Here is an 18,400-nt window from a genome sequence, read left to right on the forward strand (position 1 = left end):
GGTTCAATAGAACCAGACCTTTTGCATTAATAGCCTATCATTAATCAGGCAACTGCCTGTGAAATTTAAATTCAGTTAATACCGGGGCATCGGCCGGAAAGGTGATATATTTTAAGGTTAATAGGTTAGCATCAAGGGTAAATGTGGTATTATCATAAAGTTTTACATTACTTGGCGTTTTAACCACAGGGTTTTGGCCATTTTGCTCAGCCATTTCTTTGATCGTAACTTTTAAACTATCTCCTTTCGTTATATAAGTACCGGTATATGAAGTTTGAGTAGTTGGGTTGCCATAATGGACTAACGTATATTTAAATTCGCCAAGCCCCCCGAAATTTAAGTGAGTCTCAAAATTAGCCGTCTGGTTTACATCTACCCATCCTCCAACAAGATTTTTAACAGACTCAGTAACCGGTTTCTTTTCCTTTTTGCATGCCCCGGTGATCAATACGATACAAATCAACATGCCATATAAAGTACTGATAAAGTTCAGTTTAAGTGATTTCATAAAATGCAGGTTTATAGCCATTACGCTGCATTAAAACATTTCGATACAATCACTTATAGTTTTTATCAATATACTGGCTCTCCTAAACTGATCCCATATCGTTTCACAGATGAGTTGAAAACTTCTCTGGCTATCTGAGTTAAATTCTGCCATTCAAAACCGCCATAAATGGTATCAAACCTTATCTGTTCAATCCGCTTAATCACCTCATTTAGTTCCTTTTGTGGTAAGGGAATAACATTGGGATAGCTATACATAAATGCCAAATGTCTTTTGCTTTTAGCAACGTAAATACTATCGCCGGTAAGCAATGCTCCTTCTGTTGATAGGCCGGGTACCCGCAGCACGCTGCTACCCGGAAAATGACCGCCGGTGTTAATGATAGAAACACCATCCCATAATGAATGTTCAGCTCCCTGCCAAAAAGTAATGCGCGGTCCTTTGTTAAACATCCATTGCTCATCGGCCGCATTAATATAAACCGGGCAGTCAAATATCTGCGCCCATTCGTTCACATTGCTGTAAAAGTGAGGGTGCGAAAAAGCAATGGCCTTTATCCCTCCTTTTGATCTGATAAAATCGATGATCTCCTGGTTAAGCAGCGGGATGCAATCCCACAAAATATTCCCACCGGGCGAAAGGTTTAATAAAGCCCTGTTTCCAAGCGCGAATAATGGCGCTACCTGAAAAGAGAAAAGCGTGGGACTAAGCTCCCTGATCAATACCTCGTGATTGGCCGCTATTTCGGCTGAGTTAGTCCAGGTTTGACCATCTTCGGTCAGATACTGCCGGTCGTCATTACATATCGGGCAAAATTCCGGTGATGATAGTTCTGCTTTATATTGTGTACCACAGGTACAGCAGGTGTTTTTTACTTGCTCCATAATTTTGATACTTTCCCGTTATTAATCCTCTCCTGCAACCAGGTGCATGGCAATGGCTATCCGGTTCCAACTGTTGATGGTTGTAGTGACAAATATCACTTGTGCTAATTTTTTTTCGCCCAGCAATTCCAGTGCCCGCTGATAAGTTTTGTCAGATACGCCATGATCGGCAATGCGGGTTACTTCGGTGGCTAATTGTAAAATGGCCTGTTCTTCTTCGGTAAAAAATGGGGTTTCCCACCAGGCGGCTAATGCGAAAAGTCGTTGGGTAGTTTCACCAAGGGCGATGGAATCTTTGGTGTGATAATCGATACAATAACCACAGCCATTGATCTGGGATACCCTTATCCTGATCAGTTCCTGCAGGCGGCGGTCAAGCTCAAATTCAGCCCACTGTTTATCGGCAACAGCCATGGCCTTATAAATACGGGGCTCAGCCTCGTCAATGTTCATTCTCCGTTTCATGTCTGGTTAGATTAATTATCATCTAATTTCAGACATTATTGGACTATTTACATAGTCCAGACATTACAAATAAAATAGTCCAGATATAAATAAGATCCCGGATTTAGTCAATAGCATGATCTGTTTCGATATCTATTCCCTTCCACACCTTTTTGGCGGTCCAATCCTCATCGGCTTTTTGCCAAAATTCGTCGGTTGGTGGTAAACCCAGAATCAGAAAAGCTTCGGAACAAAGGTAAAGGCTTCCGGTAGAGATATACCCTTCACCAATATCCGGTTGGTGTCCGTATAAACCAACCTGCAGCCAACCTTTGTTATCAAAAGTACCGGGCGCTTCCAATTGTCTTTTGATGAGGGTATACAAAGCAGCCCTCACCTGCTGGGCTTTTACGCCGGCGGGTAAAGCCTGCATCAAAGCTATTTTCGATAATAATTGAAAAGCGCCAAAACGATAAGCCAGGGAACGGCCAATGGGCGGATAGGTGCCTTCGGGCGATATCAACCGCTCCTGAATAGCGGCATACCGGCGGGCACGTTTAAGCGCGGTATCATAAGTTGTCTTTTGATCGACACCAGCATTTTGTAAAGTCTGCAATACATCCAGCAGCATAGGTTGTATCACAAAACTATTGTAATAATCCCAATGAAAATCGGCACCATCGCCATACAGCCCATCGCCTTTGTACCAGAGCTGATGTTGTTTAATTGCGTAATCCATCCGCATCCGGTCGCCATAGTTATCAAATTTCAGCAAGGCGGCCTCAATAGTTGCGCTGAACAGCAGCCAATTATTATATCCCGGCGTAATAACCCGCGACGATTTAAACGCGGCAATAATGTTGGCTTTAGTTGCTGCATCCAATGGGTCCCATAATTGATGCGGCGCACGCAATAAAGCCTGGGCCAAAAAGGCGGCATCAACTACGGGTTGTCCTCCTTTGTTAAAATTCATAAAATCGGCGCTTGTGGGGTCGGTAGCATTATGCAAGCCTATACGCGCCAGTTCGATATATTTTTTGCGCAATATGCCTTCGGATGTTTGATCCGGGCCTAATTCCAACCAGGGCGCCATGCCTGCCAGCAACCGGCCGAATGCTTCCAGGTAAGTATAACTTTTACGGTCGCCGGTTTTGGCTTCCACCGGCATTTGCTGTTTGAGCTCATTTTTGCTCAAGGCGGTCAATACCGGATCGGCTATCCGCACAAGTGATTTAACCAGATAAACTCGCTCTTTTTGGCCGGCATCGTTATTTGCCGGCGATTGGGCCATTACTATGCCTGATAAAGGCAGGGATAATATCAAACAGAAAAATTTACGCATTGCAGAATTGATGTTCATCTTTATCATTTTTAATTCTCCGTTTTACCGGGAAATTTATCAAACAAGGCTTTCAGTTCTTTTGCTTTTTCAGGATACTCCTGGATAACATTGGTTCGTTCGCTTGGATCGTATGACAAGTTAAACAATTCTATCTTAGATTCCTGTGCCTGGCTGGATATTCCTGCATTGGTATTGGCCGATTTTACTTCCCGGTACTTCCAATCTCCCTGGCGTACTGCCTCACAAATACCATTGTTTACATAATAGATCTCCCGATGTTTAGGGTGACGACCGCCTTTACCTAACAACACATCAGAAATAGACTGCCCATCGAGGACCCGCCCTTTTGGCAATGGCGCATTAGTCCACTGGGCCAGGGTTGGCAACACATCCAGGTTGCTCACCATGCTGGTAATGGACGCACCAACAGGGGTATGACCTTTCCAGTAAACAATAAAAGGTTCACGTACGCCGCCCTCGTAACTTTGTCCTTTGCTGCCGCGGAAAACCCCTGCGGTACCAGCATCCCAGGGTTTGGTAGCGCCATCACCAGACATGCGCGACGGAAATTCGATCCATGGCCCGTTATCGCTCGAGAACATAAATATGGTATTATCAGCCAGACCTTGTTTCTCCAGCTGCGCCCAAACCTCGGCCAGGCTGGCGTCGAGCTGTTCTACCACATCACCCAAATGACCGCCATCGGAGCGACCTTTATTTTTTTGCGACGAGGCAAAGGCTACCGGCAAATGCGGTACATTATGCGCCAGATACAGGAAAAATGGCTTGCCTTTCTTTTGTTCTTTAATATATCTGATCGCTTCGTTCTTATACAGATCAATGAGGGATGAATCGGCAGGTTTGATCACCTCTGGCTTATGTCCCCTGAATATTTTAAGTGTAGTATCGGTCTTCACATAAGGCGCACGATAATCGTGACTATATAAAAGACCATAATAAGAATCGAAACCTTGTGCCATGGGGTGGTTGTATGGCTTATGATCGCCCAGGTGCCATTTGCCTATCATCGCGGTTTTATACCCAACAGCCTTCAGCATTTCGGCAATGGTTACTTCCTGATCCGGTAAGCCCAACTCTGATCCCGGAGGTATAGGATAAGGCAGGTTCATCCGCGATGCATAACGACCGGTTAACAGTGACGCCCGTGATGGCGTACAGCTTGGACTTGATACCACATAATTAGTTTCACGTACCCCTTTTTGAGCCATTTTATCCAGGAAAGGTGTTTTGATAACCGGGTTCCCATAACAGCTTAAGTCGGAGTAACCCATGTCATCCGCCAGGACAAAAATAATATTTGGCCGTTGCTGAGCTTTGACATTCAGTGTAGTAAAAAATAATATAAGCCATATCAGCTTAGCAGATAATTTGCCCGGAAAAGGTTGCATACAGGTTTTTGTAATTTATCCAAAGTAACCGATTGCCGTTTTACTTTACAAGCGGTTACTTTATTATTTTTGTTACAATGATTTGATCTTGTTCCAGTCAACCACACCAACTTTTTGCGCCCATTGCAGGTATTCGGCTTCGAGGGCTTTTACTTTAGCAGGATATTTGGCCGCGAGATTGTTGGTTTCGGAGCGATCGGTGTCAAGATCATATAATTCCCAGGGCTGGTCAATTTCGGCAACCAGTTTCCAGTTCCCTTTTCGGATAGCCCTGCTGCCTTCGTGCTCCCAAAAAATAGCGTCGTGTCCATTCCAGGGTTTGTTGAGCAATACGTTTTTCAGGCTGAATCCTTCCAGCGGTGTCAACTGCCTGTTCTTAAATTCCTGCGGATAGTTAACACCCGCCAGATCAAGACAGGTAGGCATAACATCGATAAAATGGGCAGGCTGCGTATTGGTACTGCCCGCTTTGATAACACCCGGATACCAGGCAATAAACGGTGTGGCAATGCCGCCTTCATGCGTATTTCTTTTAAATAGTCGGAAAGGTGTATTGCTCACATTAGCCCAGGGGATTTCGTAACTGTCGATAGAATTTACTGAACCAGGCGTACCGTTCTTTTGAATCACGGTAGCCAGAGTTTTTACTTCATCAGCACTGCCACCATTGTCTGATGCAAAAAGCACGATGGTGTTTTTATCTTTCCCCAGTTGTTTCAGCTTGTTCATGATCTCGCCCACACCGGCGTCCATCCTATCTATCATTGCCGCGTAAATGGCCATGCGGGTATCCCATTTATCTTTTTCTTCGGGCGATAGTGAATCCCAGTCGGGTACGCGGCTGTCACGGGTTGATAGTTTCCAGTACTTTTTGATAATACCACTGGCTACCAACTTTTCATAACGCTGTTTGCGCAGCTTATCCCATCCTTTGAGGTATTTGCCTTTGTAACGGGCAATGTCCTGCGGCAATGCCTGGATTGGCCAGTGTGGGGCGTTGTAGGCCACATATAAAAAGAATGGAGCCTTATTACCTTTGATCTCTTCCAAGGATTGTTTAGCGAAATCGGTAATAGCCTGGGTGAGATATTTAGAAGTATCGTTCCTTGTGATCTCCCGGTCGTTTAGCATAAAGGTGATCTTGCTGCCATCGTTATATAGCGGGGCCGAATTAAAGTAGCTGCTGCCATTATTGAGCATGGTGAACGATTTGTCGAATCCCCGGTTAAAAGCCAATGCTGATGGCTGCAAACCTACATGCCACTTGCCCGATACGATGGTATTATAACCAGCCTGGCTTTTAAGCAATTCGGCAATGGTCGCGCAATGATCGTTCAGATAGCCTTGATAAGCCGGCGAGCCTTTATATTTTACCATATCGCCTACGCCGGCCTGGTGCGGATATAAACCGGTCAATAAAGAGGTACGCGAAGGGCAGCACCGGCCAGCGTTATAAAACTGGGTCATTTTTAAGCCCTCGCGGGCCAATCTGTCAATGTTGGGTGTATGGATCTCCGAACCAAAACAACCCAGATCTGCAAAACCCATATCATCAGCTAAAATGATGACGATATTGGGCTTGGAGGGTAGCTTTTGCGCGAAGGAAATTCCTGCATAACACAGGTATAAAATGAGGAATGGTAAACGTTTTAACATGGTGGTATATATAAACTCAAAATTGCAAACTGGCGAGGACTCACCCCGACATCGCTTTGCTTGTCGACCCTCTCTTCGCCTGCGGCGGAAAGAGTGTAGGAACACTAATCTCTTTATTTTGTCATTCTGAACGGAGTGAAGAATCTATTAGGTTATATACAAAACCGCCGATTAGATTCTTCACTCCGTTCAGAATGACAACTTTTATTAAAAAATCCCTCTTTCCGCCGTAGGCGAAGAGAGGGTGCCCGAGTGAAGCAACGGGCGGGTGAGTCGTTTAGCAAACTATTTCACACTGGCTAAACCAGTTTTCGTTTGATTCACCACAGCCTCAACCTGGGCAACCGACGAAAATCCCTGCTTTTTCCAAACCTCTTTTTTGTTTTGATACAGTACCAGGGTTGGCAATACGTTTACTTTAAGCTCCTTTGCCAAAGCGGTATTGTCATATACTTCAATACTAATGATTTTTGGCGTAAAGCCTGTTTTTGCTTTCAGCGAATCCAGTACGGGCACCAGTTTTTTGCAGGCGCCGCAATATCTTGAGCCAAAATCAACCAGTACCAGCTGCGATGAACCGGTGAGCTCGGTAAACTGTGCCTTGGTTAAAGAAACACCTTTTTTAGTGGTCGAAACAATAGGAAAACCTGAACCAATCCAGTTGGCTAAACCGCCCGGAAGCTCTTCTACATCCTTAAATCCTTTTGCGCGCAATTCATTGGATAAAACCTTACTGCGGCCATTGGCAATGGAGTATACAAAGGTTGGTTTGTCTTTGGAAAGGTCATTCAGTCGCTGCTGATAGTCGGCTGCTTTCGCATCTACATTAATAGCGCCTTTGATGTGGTTTTGTGTAAATTCTTCGCCTGAGCGGGCATCCAGTATCTGCGCATCTTTAGATTGCTTCAGTTTGGCAGCAAAAGCCTCTAACGATAACAGTGGTTTATCGGTTTGGGCTTGCACGTTGGCAATACCGGTGGCGGCAACTATTACCGCCAGCAAAAAGCTTTTTAATTTTTTCATGTTTTTTTAGTTTAGTATCTATTTAGTATCAAGTAATTAGTATCATGTATCAAGACATTAATGAAGGCGGATAGCCAGAGTTAAGAAGTTTTGAAAACTTCTTAACTCTGTAAGCAAGCAATAAAACTCAAACTGACCACTCACCATTCACTACTCCCCACTCACCACTCACCACCTTATTCGTTATTTTCCAAATGATGGATCCTTTTATTGTTGATGTCATCGCGGTCAATAAAGGGGTAGATATTGTTCTTTTTAGCTTCGGCATCAAACAGATCTTTCAGTTCTTTCAATTTTTCAGGGTACTTTTTAGCCAGGTCAATGCGTTCGTTAAAATCCTCATTCAGGTTATACAGTTTCCATACGTCCTTGTCGTAATTCCGCTCCGGAATGGTTTTTCCCTGCGGAAAATTGAGCAGATCGATATTATCCGGGCGATGCGCTGCTTCGGCCTTCCAGCCATCTTTATAAATGGAGCGGGAAGTAAAGATGTAATAATACTGCTTGGTATGCAGCGATGGCGCCTGCGCGTTATTAAATGAGCTGAACAATGATTTGCCCTGCAGCGTATCCTGCTTAATACCTTTGATATACTCTGGCAATTTTAAACCTGCGGCTTCAATAGTGGTGGGGAATATATCCGAAACATGGCCGTATTGCGTGCGGGTGCCGCCTTTTTCTTTGATCAATTTTGGGTAGTACACGATCAGCGGGTTATGCGTACCACCTTCGGCGTCGGCATCAGATTTCCAATATTTAAAGGGCGTATTGGCTGCCTGCGCCCAACCCAGCGGGTAGTTAGTTGATGCCTCCGGCGTACCGATGGATTCGTAATCACTCTCATTCTTTTTGATATAATCGGCCTCTGGCGTGGTTAGTGCCGAGTTCTTTGGATTGATGACCCCATGGAAAGTCCCTTCTTTGCTGGCGCCGTTATCTCCTATCATCACAAACACCAGCGTGTTATCAAACTGACCGGATGCTTTAAGATAACTGATCACCCTGCCTACCTGGTGATCGATATAGGTAAGGTATCCCGCGTACACTTCCATAAAACGTGCATATAGTTTTTGTTGGGCCGGTGGCAGGCTTTTCCAGGCTTGTATGCGCTCGTTGCGTTCGGGCAATTTGGCATAAGCAGGGATATAGCCGGCCTTTTTCTGATTTTCAAAAACCTTTTCACGGTATACATCCCAGCCCTCGTCAAATTTACCTTTGTACAGGTCGCTCCATTCCTTGCTTACCTGGTGTGGAGCATGGGTGGCACCCGGCGCATAATACAGAAAGAACGGCCTATCTGGTGCGGCCTTGTGTGCGGCATCAATATAAGCGATAGCCTTATCTGTGATCACCTCGTTCAGGTTGCGGCCATCCGGTTTGATATGGAAATTGTCCTCCACCAAATGCGGCGGATTATACTGATCGGTTGCCGATTCCAGGAAACCGATGTGGTGATCAAAACCCTTACCGGTAGGCCAGCGATCGAACGGACCAACGGCGGTAGTATCTTCATCGGGTGTTACGCCCCACTTACCTACCGCAAAGGTGCTGTATCCGTTTTCGCGCAGGTTTTCGGCAATGGTACCTTTATCGGCCGGGATCCGCCCATCATAACCAGGAAAACCAGCCGCCGTTGAAGCATGCGAAAAATTACCCACATGCACATAATGGTGGTTACGCCCTGTTAACAATGACGACCGTGTTGGCGCGCAGATGCCCGCCGTATGGAAATTGGTATAACGCAAGCCATTGTTGGCCAACGTATCAAAATTTGGCGTATTGATCAATCCGCCAAACGTAGCAGAAGCGCCAAAACCTACATCGTCCAGCAATATCCAGACAACATTTGGTGCCTCTTTAGGCGCTTTAAGCGGTTTAGGCCACCATTCTTTTGATTCGGCCAGGGTTTTGCCCACCACCCCTTTGTAGGTTGATGGAGTTGATGGCGGTATATTGGCCGGAGCTACAGGTCCATATTGCGCTACGGCCGGCAGCGCAAAACCCAGGGCAATTATTATTGCCACGAACGTTTTTTTATGATCTTGTTTCATATGGATAGGTTTAATATTGATTTCTGTTAAGTCGACTCACCCCAACATCGCTACGCTCGTTGACCCTCTCTTCGCCTTCGGCGGAAAGAGGGTGGGAAATTTTACTATTTAACGTCATTGCGAGGTACGAAGCAATCTCTACGTAAGCAGACTAACTTTGCATACTTGCTCTGTAAAGCATAGAGATTGCTTCGTACCTCGCAATGACGCGTTTTTTGTTTTGTCCTTGTTCTTTTATCTATTTATCCTTGCTCCAAAGGATCCTTGCTCTTTGTTCCAAAAATCCTTGCTCCCCCTCAATTATTTCTTATAATTCTGATGTATCCTCCGGTGGTAAACATCGTACCAATCAATAAACGGATACAGGTTATTCTTTTGGGCCTGCTCCTCGAATACCGCTTTCAGCTCTTTTAATTTTTCAGGATATTTTTTAGCCAAGTCAATGCGCTCATTAAAGTCATCGTTCAGGTTGTACAGTTCCCATACATCATCATCAAAGCTGATATCGGGAACGTTTTTGCCGACGGTAAAGTCGTTCAGTTCCACATAATCCGGATGGTGCGCTGCCTCGGCTTTCCAGCCATCGCTATAAATGGAGCGTGAGCCAAATATGTAGTAATGCTGTAATTTGTGCCGGTTTGCTGCTTCCGGGTGATCAAAGGAATAAACCAGCGATGTGCCTTGCAGCGTATCCTGTTTAATCCCCCTGATATACTCGGGCAGTTTAATACCGGTATATTCTAATGTGGTTGGTAATACATCGATCACGTGACCGTACTGCGTGCGGATGGTTCCCTTGTCTTTAATACCTTTTGGATAGTAAACAATAAGCGGGTTGCGGGTGCCACCTTCGGAATTGGCATCCTGTTTCCAGTATTTAAACGGTGTATTGGCTGCCTGTGCCCAGCCCAGCGGGTAATTAGTTGAAGCTTGCGGCGTACCGATATCATCAATATCCTCGATGTTTGTTTTTAGGTAAGGAGCCTCGGCAAGCAATTTGGCCGAATTCTTTTTGGGGTTGATCTCCCCATGCAGGGTACCCTCTTTACTGGCGCCATTATCGCCGATAATGACAAATACCAGGGTATTATCGAGCTGACCGCTTTGCTTCAGATAACCTAATAAACGGCCAACCTCATGATCGGTATAAGTGAGGTAACCGGCATACACCTCCATAAAACGGGCGTAGAGTTTTTGCTCTGCCGGTGGAAGAGATTTCCATGCGGGGATACGGGTATTGCGTTCGGGTAATTTAGCGTAAGCCGGTATAATGCCCAGTTTTTTCTGACGGGCGATCACTTTTTCGCGAAAATCATCCCAACCAGAATCAAACTGACCTTTGTACAGATCGCTCCATTCCCTGGCTACCTGGTGTGGCGAGTGGGTTGCTCCCGGCGAATAATACAGGAAGAAAGGTTTATCGGGCGCTGCTTTATGCTGACGTGTAAGGTAAAAAATGGCTTTATCGGTGATCTGCTCGTTCAGGTGACGGCCATCAGGAGTCGCGTGGGCGTTATCTTCTACCAGATCGGGCTTGTACTGATCCGTCGCCGAACCCAGAAATCCGAAGAAATGATCAAAACCTTTACCCGTTGGCCAGCGATCAAACGGACCGGCATCGGTAGCGTCCTCATCTGGCGTTAAACCATATTTGCCTACGGCGAAGGTGTTGTAACCGTTCTCGCGCAGTATTTCGGCAACCGTTCCTTTATCTGATGGGATGCGGCCATCATACCCAGGAAAACCGGCTGATAAAACTACATGCGAAAATCCGCCCTCGTGCACATAATGATGATTACGCCCGGTAAGCAAGGCCGAACGTGTGGGCGCGCATATACCAGCCGTGTGGAAATTGGTGTAACGCAGTCCATTGTTGGCCAGCGTATCAAAATTGGGTGTTTTGATGATACCGCCAAAGGTGCTTGCAGCGCCAAAACCCACATCATCCAATATGATCCATAATACGTTTGGCGCACCGGCAGGCGCTTTATGAGGCTCGGGCCACCACTCCTTTGAATCATTAAGCGTTTTCCCTACCGTGCCGCCAAATGGCTGACTATTTTGAGCCTTTACACTTTGCAAACCGAGTATACCGATAAGCAAGGCAACAGGCCACATTTTACCACCGCCCGATTTAAAATAGCGAGGTGGCTTTGAGCTGAGTACTTTTAAATGTATCATGATATGATTTTATTTTAGATGTTAGCGAATAGATAGTTCCCCTCTTGAGAGGGGCGCGATGAATAGTGTGCTGGCTGGGGTGTGTCAATCGTACAAGAACACACCCCTCCCCCCTCTCAAGAGGGGAACCGCACACAGCCAACGCTTTGTTTGATTCTGATTTCAATGTTATATCATTTAGTTTAGCTATTAACTATTGTACCGGGAAACCTGCTTTGGTTAAACTGTCAAGCGCGCCAATGTTACAGCTTAAATGATAGCCCAATGTTTGCAGCGAATCAGCGGCTCGGCCACTCCGGTTACCAGAATGGCAATACAGGTATACTTGTTTGCTTTTATCCAGCTTCTTGATCTGATCGGCAAAATCAGCCGATCTGATATTCATATTTGCCGCGTATTTCAGATGCTTCTGGTTGTACTCTTCGGGCGTACGCACATCTACCAGGTATGCTTTACCTTGCGCTACATCGTCAAGCAGTTTTTTTTCAATCGCCGGTGTTACCGTGATTTTACCTGAGTGAGTCTGTACATAAGCTGCTTGCTGTGCCCGTAAAACGGTGCTTGCAAAAAAAAGCAGGGTGATGATGATTAACTTTTTCATATATATTTTTTCATGTTATCAATTAAATACATACAAAAGGAGGCTGTCACCTTGAGCCCGTCGAAGGATCGCGCGCAGAGGCCTACCCACCATGCTTCGACGGCCTCAGCATGACATCCTTTTGGGAATTCTATCTTTTTCATATTCATTAACTCATTCTGCATAACTTGACCTGAACTTGATACCCCAACGGCCATCTTCTTTGGTGAGGATATACAGCGACTCGAAATGACCAATCAAACTGCCATCGGCCCTATAGCGTGAAAACTCCGTATCCACATGCACCTTATTTGCCGAGGCCTGAATAATGTTGCGATGATCCCATTGACTATGATCCCAGCCGGTCTTTTGCAGTTCGCCAAATACTTTAGCAGGGTCGCGCAAACCAGCTTTCTCCAGTACCGACATTTTACCACTGGCTAACCTGTAGTGCGGAAACTGATAAGTACGCTCCCAACCAGCCAGATTTTTGGCATTAAAAGTGGCCATATACTCATCAAGCACCTGGAATACAGCCGCGCTTACCCTTGGATCAATCGTGTGCGAACCCTGGTCAGTTGCTGGCGTTTGCCCAAAAACCGCGGTTAATCCTCCGATGAATATTAAGAAAATGATGAATATTTTTTTTCAAAGTATTGATATTTAATCGTTTAACTATTAAAAGCCTCACCTAAATCCTCTCCAAAGGAGAGGACTTTACTAAGCACATTTTAGCCCTCTCCTTTGGAGAGGGTTGGGTGAGGCTGAGGCTTACTGCCAGCCCGGGTTTTGTGTAAGCTTGCCATTACTGTTATCAATTTCCTGCTGCGGTATCGGGAACAGGTAAAATTTGCCAGCCACTCCTTTAGTCACATTGGTTTTACCCACTTTAAGTAAGCTGGCTTCCAGTATACCGTTGCCATTAGCATCTCGTTCACGGATCAGATCGAACCAGCGCTGGTACTCGAACACAAACTCCAGGCGGCGCTCCAGGTAAACCGCGTCACGGAACTGAGCCTGTGTAAGGCCCGATAGATCATCCAGTCCGGCACGTTTACGCACCCTGTTAACCGAGGCATATGCTTTTGTTGTTGGACCGTTCAGTTCATTTTCGGCCTCAGCATGGATCAGCAATACTTCCGAAAACCGGATGATAGGCACATTGGCACCTGACTCGGCTTCGTTGGCAACCACATTGGGATCATAATACTTATTAAAAAACGGTGTAGAATCGCCCGGAATGCTGTTATCATTCAGCTTGCCATACCAAAGATTAGTGCTCGGGCTCTGGAAACGGGTAACAAAACTTACACGTTTTCTTTTATCATTGGCAGGATACAATTTATAAATGCTGAAGAATTTGTCTGTCCCACTTGGTTTAGTGGCGTCAGGCACTGAATAAAACACAACCTGATCGGCATAGCTGCTTACCATACCAGGTATAGCGTTGAGAATCGATCGTGGCGCCTGGTTGTTCCCCTGTCCCTGTGAATTGGCTTTGAATTGGGCCGAGAAGATATGCTCCTTACCATTTTTGGAAGCCGGCAAAAACACATCCGCATAATTGGTGAACAGATCATACCCGTATGGACCATTGATCACAACTTCGGCCTGGGTTACCGCTTTGGCCCATTGACGTTCGGTCAGGTAAACTTTGGCCAGTAACGCATTAGCTGCACCAGCCGTTGCCCTGCCAACATCCGCACCGGTATAGGCGTTTGGCAGATCGACCGCGGCAGCTGTCAGGTCGGTTTCTATTTGTTTGTAAACCGTCGCGGCAGCTGTTCTGGGAACTTGCAGATCTGACAAATTAATAGAAGTTTGATCATGCAGCACCAGCGGCACATCGCCATATAAACGTACCAGGTTAAAGTAAAACAAGGCACGTAAAAATTTAGCCTCGGCCACCAGTCTTTTGTTCAGGGTAGCATCAAACTGGATATGCGGTATGGTATCAATAGCAATGTTGGCTTTTTTGATAGCCGCGTAATGCTGCTGCCAGATCTGCAGGATCCGTAAACCTGCTGATGAATGTCCCAGCACTGCCTGTGAACGCACATCTGCATTGGTAGCGCCAGGACCGGGTCCTTCGTCGTCGGCCATAAAGTTCATGCCTGTATTGAACAGGGTGTTGTATGGCGTTTGTATGGAGTTGGAACCTGCATTTAGCAGTGAGTATGCAGCCGTAACCGCGGCTACCGCGTCGGCCTGTGTTTTATAGAACTGGCTTGCCGGAATGAATGATCGCGGATCTTCATTCAGTTTGGCGCAGGATGTGGCGCCAAAGCTAAGCAGTATAATAAGATATTTGATATTATGGAGTTTCATGTTGATCATATTATAAGGTGATACCTAACCCGGCAATAATGGATTTACTGTTGGGGTAAGCCCCGTTATCGACACCCGATGTAATAGCCGACTGTTCGTTACTGCTTACCTCCGGATCATACCCGGTATACTTGGTCCAGGTGGCCAGATTTTGCGCGGTTATATAGATCCTGATCTTTTTAATAGGCGATTTGGATACCACCGATGTTGGGATGGTATAGCCCAAACTCAGGCTTTTTAAGCGCAGATACGATCCGTTTTCGATAAACCTGTCGGAAATGGTTGGTGCTGGGTCCTGGAAAGCGCTATGTACATCGGTATTGGTATTGGTTGGTGTCCAGCGGTTCAATAAAGTGGCGCTGGCATTGGTATAGCCCGTGCCCAGTTCCAGCACGTTGCGTTGCTGATTGTAGATCTTGTTACCGTACGAACCTTGCAGGAAGACACTCAGGTCGATACCTTTATACGAGAAGGTATTGGTAAGGCCGCCTGTAAACTTAGGCTGCGCGTTACCCAGGATCACCCTATCAGCTGATTGCGTGATCTTGCCATCTCCATTGATATCTACATAAGCTTGTCCGCCCGGCGAAGTATTGGCAGCCGGGGTAAGCGCCGGGCTGCCCGCCTGGATCAGTCCGTTGGTTTTATACCCGATAAATGAACCAATAGGCTGACCTACTTTTAAGATGGAAGGCAGGGACGAATCCGGGATAAACTGGTTTACTCCATTGCCACCCAGGCTCAACACCTTATTACGGTTCACCGCGAATACCAGGCTGGTGTTCCACACAAATGAACCGGCCAGGTTATGCGAGTTCAGGCTCAGCTCAAAGCCCTTATTTTGTACCGAACCCACGTTTTCATATTGCTGCGGATTGGTAATGGCGGTATTGGTAATAATGGTAAGTCCGCTGGTAGCCGGCAAGGGCAGGTACAGCAGCAGGTTGGTTGTTTTTTTGTAGTAGATATCGGCGGTAAGTGTGATCCTGTCTTTCAGCAAACCCAGGTCGAAGCCAAAATCATATTGGGTTGTTTTTTCCCAGGTAAGATTTGGGTTGGCCAAACTGTTAGGGGCAAAGCCGGCCACGGTGGTGTTACCAAAGTTATATCGGTAATAACCCAACTGCGAGTACGACTGGTATGCCGGGATATCGCTGTTACCGGTTTGCCCGGCGCTCAGCCTGAATTTAAGTTGACTGATCTGCTCTACATTTTTCAGGAAATTTTCGCTCGAAGCATTCCAGGCGATAGCCGCTGAGGGGAATGATGCCCACTGATGTCCTGGTGCAAATTTGGATGAACCATCGGCACGCAAGGTCAGCGTTAACAGGTATTTGCTGTCGAAGCCATAATTAACACGGGCCAGGTATGATTTTAATGCCCAGGTGTTGGTTGATGACGACGGCGCGATAGCAAAACCACCAGCCGAAATGGATGTAATACTGCCCGAACCCAGGTTGTTATATGTATCGTAATCGCTTACGAAACCCGATGAACCGGTAATGGCGCCCTCGGCTTTAAACTTTTGCTGGGTAAAACCTGCCAGTACATTCAGGTTACTCCTGCCCAGTTTTTTGGTATAGGTCAGCGTGTTTTCATTCAGCCAGTTAAAGGAGTTCAACGTACCCACTTCACCGATACCCGAATAACCCTGGCCTTCATAAACGGTGGATGGTAAATAACGGTTTTGTTTGTTGTCGATCAGGTCGACGCCTGCCAAAACACGGGCGGTCAGATCTGGTGTGATCTTATAATCACCCGCGATATTACCCAAAACCCTGCTGGTAGTAGTGGTATTGGTTTGATTATACAGCGTATTGATGGGGTTACCATAACTACCCTCAAATATATTTTTCATAAAGAAGGTTCCATCCGGGTTATATATCGGGGTGGTTGGCGTCATCAGTAATATCGCCGGTACAACACCGGCCGGCGCCACCTGCGCGCTGATACGGCTGCCGGTGATATAGGATGATATTTTGAACCTGTCGTTATAATCATGCTCTACATTTACACGACCGGCAAAACGTTCAAAATTGGTATTTTGCAGTATCCCATCCTGCTTCATGTAATTGCCCGAGAAAGCAAGGCGGGTACGGTCTGTCCCCGAAAGGATAGACAGGTTATGATTTTGTGTATTCCCTTCCCTAAAGGCTGCATTTTGCCAATCGGTATTTACGTTAAAGGGATTCAACTGGGCTGCGGTTTGCGGGGTTTTACCTGAGTTAACCAGCGCGTCGTTACGCAAGGCGCCCCATTGGTCGGAGTTAAGCAAGGGCAGGGTTTTGATCACATTTTGCCAGCCATAGCTACCATCGTAGTTGATAGATGACACACCCGATTTACCTTTTTTTGTGGTGATAATAATAACACCGTTAGCGCCCCGTGTTCCGTAGATAGCCGTAGCCGAAGCATCTTTCAGCACCTCGATATTTTCGATATCAGAGGTACTTAGCGAAGCCAGCGGATTGATCTTAGGACCATTGGTCACGCCGGCATCCGTTAACGAATTACTGTTTGAGGTAGGGAAACCATCAATGATATACAAGGGCTCAGCCACTGCGTTAATGGAGTTTACTCCACGTATCTGTACGGTAACGCCTGCACCGGGTTGCCCGGTGGCCTGGGTTACCTGTATACCCGATATAGTGCCCTGCAACGCCCTGTCTAACGAGGGAATGGGCTGTTTGAGCGCCAGTTGCGGCACCGATGCTACAGAACCTGTAATGTCTTTACGTTTTTGTGATCCGTAGCCAACAACCACTACCTGGTTCAGCTGGCTTTGCGCGTCTTTCATCAATATCTCTACGGGACTCCCGTTGGCGATGTATGACTGTGTTTCGTAACCTATAAAGGTGATAATAAGCTTATATGGAAACTTCTGACCGGTAACAAAACTAAATTTTCCTTCTACATCTGTAGATACTACGTGCGTTGTGCCTTCAATACGTACTACCGCGCCGGGCAATGGTTCTTTGGTGGAACCATCCAACACCCTGCCCACCAGTTTTGAATTGATAATGGGCTGTGTTTGCTGGGCAAAAACAATAACGGGAAGCAACAGAGCTAATATGGGGATGAATAAAAGTTTTTTCATATCGCCTGGTAGTTTAAGTTGGTGAATAAACTGGACGATATGGAGGCTTTTAGTACGAGCCTGCTACCTTTATAGCGGTAGTAAAGATGGACGGCCGTTGCCGTGACCAGGTGAATAAGCCAGACTTGAGGCAATAGAAGGCCCTGCCCAACTTTTGCAATATTTTGCATAAATTTGAATAGTTTAAAATGACACCATTGAAACAGGCTCAACGCCAATCGATCCCTGTTTCGTTGTTTTAATTCTGGAGGGGAAAAGCGATCGCTTTTCCCTTATTTATAGAGCCGGTTTTGTTATTTTTTTTTCATATTGATCGTTTGTTTGTTCTTACTGTTGTATTAATTCCCCTCTTTAACTATTCCAAGAGAGGCTGTCACCCTGAGCTCCGTCGAAGGGTAGAGCGCAGAGGCCCACCCACCATGCTTCGACGGGGCTCAGCATGACACCTCCTTGCAGAGGTATCTCTTATCTAATTCTTCACGCACTTCGCTGTCCGAAGTCTCTGACTTCGGACGACTATGCCTGTAGTTTAAAACTACAGTTGGCTGGTCTAATGTTTTCTTGTAGTCTGAAGACTACAGGCACAATGGTTCGAAGTCTGAGACTTCGAACAACGCGGTGTGTTTTATGCGTTCATATTTCGCTTGTACAAACACACCCCTCCACCCCTCTCAGGAGGGGATTCGCACCAGCCTTCGTTTTATTCACTATTTAATTTCCAGCTACCGCGAGATTAGCATGCGCAACACGAAAATTAGACACTATCGACTCACCTCGACATTGCTGCGCTTGTCACCCCTCTCTCCGCTTCGCGCATAGAGGGGCTTTACTTTTTTTACCCTCTTTGCGGCAAGGCCGCAGAGAAGGTGGTCCAGCGAAGCGTAGACTGGGTGAGTC

Annotated in this window: 13 protein-coding genes; all 13 read right to left on the reverse strand. The window is 46.2% G+C overall.

The window, feature by feature from the left end:
* Positions 1 to 40: 40 nt before the first annotated feature.
* The 13 genes from ACNURT_RS16965 to ACNURT_RS17025 all read right to left on the reverse strand — a co-directional run bounded on the left by ACNURT_RS16965 (position 41) and on the right by ACNURT_RS17025 (position 17,503).
* On the reverse strand, positions 41 to 508 hold the full coding sequence (locus ACNURT_RS16965) for a hypothetical protein (protein WP_419698712.1): 468 nt from the start codon (positions 506 to 508) through the stop codon (positions 41 to 43).
* 65 nt (positions 509 to 573) lie between these two features.
* On the reverse strand, positions 574 to 1,392 hold the full coding sequence (locus tag ACNURT_RS16970; RefSeq protein WP_419698713.1) for an MBL fold metallo-hydrolase: 819 nt from the start codon (positions 1,390 to 1,392) through the stop codon (positions 574 to 576).
* A 21-nt stretch (positions 1,393 to 1,413) separates the two neighbouring features.
* Positions 1,414 to 1,857: a carboxymuconolactone decarboxylase family protein gene (locus ACNURT_RS16975; protein WP_419698714.1), complete on the reverse strand. Its 444-nt coding sequence runs from the start codon at positions 1,855 to 1,857 to the stop codon at positions 1,414 to 1,416.
* A gap of 103 nt (positions 1,858 to 1,960) precedes the next feature.
* A complete protein-coding gene (locus ACNURT_RS16980; protein ID WP_419698715.1) occupies positions 1,961 to 3,196 on the reverse strand; it encodes a DUF2264 domain-containing protein in 1,236 nt (411 codons plus the stop codon).
* 11 nt (positions 3,197 to 3,207) lie between these two features.
* Positions 3,208 to 4,587 (reverse strand): sulfatase, encoded by a 1,380-nt coding sequence (locus ACNURT_RS16985; protein WP_419698716.1) that lies wholly within the window; start codon positions 4,585 to 4,587, stop codon positions 3,208 to 3,210.
* 72 nt (positions 4,588 to 4,659) lie between these two features.
* Positions 4,660 to 6,243, reverse strand: coding sequence for an arylsulfatase (locus tag ACNURT_RS16990; RefSeq protein ID WP_419698717.1), 1,584 nt, complete (start codon positions 6,241 to 6,243; stop codon positions 4,660 to 4,662).
* A 285-nt stretch (positions 6,244 to 6,528) separates the two neighbouring features.
* On the reverse strand, positions 6,529 to 7,266 hold the full coding sequence (locus tag ACNURT_RS16995; RefSeq protein ID WP_419698718.1) for a thioredoxin domain-containing protein: 738 nt from the start codon (positions 7,264 to 7,266) through the stop codon (positions 6,529 to 6,531).
* Positions 7,267 to 7,442: 176 nt separating this feature from the next.
* Positions 7,443 to 9,317 (reverse strand): arylsulfatase, encoded by a 1,875-nt coding sequence (locus ACNURT_RS17000; protein WP_419698719.1) that lies wholly within the window; start codon positions 9,315 to 9,317, stop codon positions 7,443 to 7,445.
* A gap of 300 nt (positions 9,318 to 9,617) precedes the next feature.
* A complete protein-coding gene (locus tag ACNURT_RS17005; protein WP_419698720.1) occupies positions 9,618 to 11,498 on the reverse strand; it encodes an arylsulfatase in 1,881 nt (626 codons plus the stop codon).
* A 193-nt stretch (positions 11,499 to 11,691) separates the two neighbouring features.
* Positions 11,692 to 12,099 carry a rhodanese-like domain-containing protein gene (locus tag ACNURT_RS17010; RefSeq protein WP_419698721.1) on the reverse strand — a complete coding sequence of 136 codons (408 nt, stop codon included), beginning with the start codon at positions 12,097 to 12,099 and terminating at the stop codon, positions 11,692 to 11,694.
* 153 nt (positions 12,100 to 12,252) lie between these two features.
* The gene (locus ACNURT_RS17015; protein ID WP_419698722.1) at positions 12,253 to 12,588 is read right to left on the reverse strand and encodes a hypothetical protein; all 336 of its coding nucleotides are present in this window, start codon (positions 12,586 to 12,588) and stop codon (positions 12,253 to 12,255) included.
* 261 nt (positions 12,589 to 12,849) lie between these two features.
* On the reverse strand, positions 12,850 to 14,406 hold the full coding sequence (locus ACNURT_RS17020; RefSeq protein WP_419698723.1) for a RagB/SusD family nutrient uptake outer membrane protein: 1,557 nt from the start codon (positions 14,404 to 14,406) through the stop codon (positions 12,850 to 12,852).
* 10 nt (positions 14,407 to 14,416) lie between these two features.
* Positions 14,417 to 17,503, reverse strand: a complete 3,087-nt coding sequence (locus ACNURT_RS17025) for a SusC/RagA family TonB-linked outer membrane protein (RefSeq protein ID WP_419698724.1) — start codon at positions 17,501 to 17,503, stop codon at positions 14,417 to 14,419.
* Positions 17,504 to 18,400 lie beyond the last annotated feature (897 nt).

The sequence above is a fragment of the Mucilaginibacter sp. NFX135 genome (assembly GCF_048565145.1).
In the GTDB taxonomy this organism is placed as follows: Bacteria; Bacteroidota; Bacteroidia; order Sphingobacteriales; family Sphingobacteriaceae; genus Mucilaginibacter.